The organism is Acidisphaera rubrifaciens HS-AP3 (assembly GCF_000964365.1).
Taxonomy (GTDB): domain Bacteria; phylum Pseudomonadota; class Alphaproteobacteria; order Acetobacterales; family Acetobacteraceae; genus Acidisphaera; species Acidisphaera rubrifaciens.
This window is the reverse complement of sequence record NZ_BANB01000398.1, coordinates 1-2,346: the sequence shown is the minus strand read 5'-3', so window position 1 is coordinate 2,346 and position 2,346 is coordinate 1. Positions and strand designations below refer to the sequence as shown.

The 2,346-nt window shown below is 72.3% G+C and carries 2 protein-coding genes; one reads left to right on the top strand and one right to left on the bottom strand.

Annotation, left to right across the window (positions count from 1 at the left end):
• Window positions 1–759 (top strand): phosphoserine phosphatase SerB (gene serB / locus B8460_RS11755; protein ID WP_048861790.1); only part of this gene is annotated, 759 nt, incomplete at its 5' end.
• An 87-nt stretch (window positions 760–846) separates the two neighbouring features.
• Here serB and B8460_RS11750 read toward each other — a convergent pair.
• On the bottom strand, window positions 847–2,346 hold a 1,500-nt coding region (locus tag B8460_RS11750), incomplete at its 5' end, for a DegQ family serine endoprotease (RefSeq protein ID WP_048861789.1).

Genomic DNA, 2,346 nt, shown 5'->3' with positions numbered 1-2,346 from the left:
GAGGCGCTCGACATCGCACTGCCCGAGGCGCCCGACATGGCGGCGGTCCGGGCGGCCATTGCCGGCGCCCCCGTGGACGCGGTCTGCCAGCCGGCCGCGGGGCGGCGCAAGCATCTGCTCGTCGCCGACATGGACAGCACCGTGGTCACGACCGAGACGCTGGACGAACTCGCCGAATTCGCCGGCTGCGGCCAGCAGGTCGCGGCGCTGACCCGGCGCAGCATGAACGGCGAGATCGATTTCCGCGAGGCGCTGCGCACCCGCGTCGCCATGCTGCGCGGCCTGACGCTGGAGGCGCTGGAGGCGACGTGGGCGCGCGTGCGCCTCACCGCCGGAGCGCGGTCGCTGGTCGCGACGATGCGCGCGCATGGCGCGCTGACCGCCCTCGTCTCGGGCGGCTTCACCTTCTTCACGGGGCGCGTGGCGGAGGCGGCGGGGTTCGACGTGCACCGCGCCAACGTGCTGATCGACGACGGCACCGCGCTGACCGGCGGGGTCGCGGAGCCGATCCTCGACCGCGACGCCAAGCGCACGACCCTGGAGGCGCTGGCGGCCGAGCGGGGCCTGCCGCCCGCCGCCACCCTCGCGGTCGGCGACGGGGCGAACGATCTCGCCATGCTCGACGCCGCCGGGCTGGGCATCGCCTATCACGCCCGCCCCGCCGTCGCCGCCGTGGCAAAGGCCCGCATCGACCACGCGGACCTCCGCGCCCTGCTCTATGTCCAGGGCTACGCCGCGGGAGAGATCCGGGAAGGCTGAAACGGCGCCGGGAACACCGGCGCCGCTCCTACTCGGCCCCGGGGCCGCAACCTACCCCGGGGCGTTTCTCTGTGCGACGGGCGCCGCTCAGCCCGGCTTGCCGCCCGTGCCGTCCAGGCTCAGCGGCACCCAGCGCAGGCCGTCGCTGCTCTGGATCAGCATCAGCACCGACTTGCGCTTCTGCTTGCGCACCGCATCCACCTTGGACGCGACGTCGGCCGGGCTGGCGACCTGCTCCTGCTGCACCTCGACGATGACGTCACCGGGCTTGAGGCCGCGATCGGCCGCGGCGCCGCCGCTGGTCACGTCGGTGATGACCACCCCGTTCTGATCCGCGCCGAGCGAGTATTTGCCGCGAGTCTCGTCGTTGATCGGGGCGATGCGCAGGCCGAGGCCGGAGATGTCGGTCGTCTTCGCGCCCTCGGCCTTCGCCGGCGCGTCGGTCTGCGCCGCGGCGAGCTTCGCCTCGTCGGGAAGTTCGCCCACCGCGACCTGCACCGTCATCTGGTGCCCGTCGCGCCACAGCGTCACCGGCACCGACTCGCCCACGCGGGTATCGGCGACGATGCGGGGCAGGTTCTTCATCTCCTTCACGTCGGCGTTGTTGAACTTGAGGATGACGTCGCCGCGCTTGATCGACGCCTTCTCGGCGGGGCCGCCCTCGTTCACGCCGGCGACCAGCGCGCCTTCCGGCTCATGCAGGCCGAGGCTTTCGGCGATGTCGGGCGTCACCTGCTGGATGCGCACGCCGAGCCAGCCGCGACGGACGCGGCCGAACTCCCGCAGGTCGGCCACCACCTTGCGCGCCTCGTCGGACGGGATCGAGAATCCGATGCCGATCGATCCGCCGGACGGCGAGTAGATGGCGGTGTTGATGCCGATCACCTCCCCGCTCATGTTGAACAGCGGACCGCCCGAGTTGCCGCGGTTGATCGCGGCGTCGGTCTGGATGAAGTCGTCGTAGGGCCCCTGATGGATGTCGCGGCCGCGGGCGGAGACGATGCCGGCGGTGACGGTGCCGCCGAGGCCGAACGGGTTGCCGATGGCCAGCACCCAGTCGCCCACACGCGACTTGTCGCTGTCGCCGAACGCGACGGACGGCAGCTTCTTGTCGCTCTTGACCTCCAGCACGGCGAGGTCGGCGCGCTCGTCGCGGCCGATCAGCGTTGCCTTGAGCGAGGTGTTGTCCTGCAGCGTCACGGTGATCTCGTCGGCGCCCTCGATGACGTGATTGTTCGTCACGATGATGCCCGACGGGTCGATGATGAAGCCCGAACCGAGGCTTTGCAGCCGGCGCTCCGGCGCGGGCTGGGCGTCGCCATGCGGGTCGCCGCCGCCATGGCCGCGGTGGCGGTCCATGAAGTCGTGGAAGAACTTCTCGAACGGCGATCCGGGCGGGAAGCTCGGCATGTCCGGGCCGCCGCCGCCACCGCCGCCACCCCCGTCGCTGTCGGCGGCGGCGTGGCTGGAGGACGAGATGTTGACCACCGCCGGCAGCAGCTGCTGCGCGAGGTCCGCGAAGCTCTGCGGCGGGGTGAAGGCGTGGGCCGGACGGGCGACCAGCGCCGCCGGGGCGAGGACGAGCGC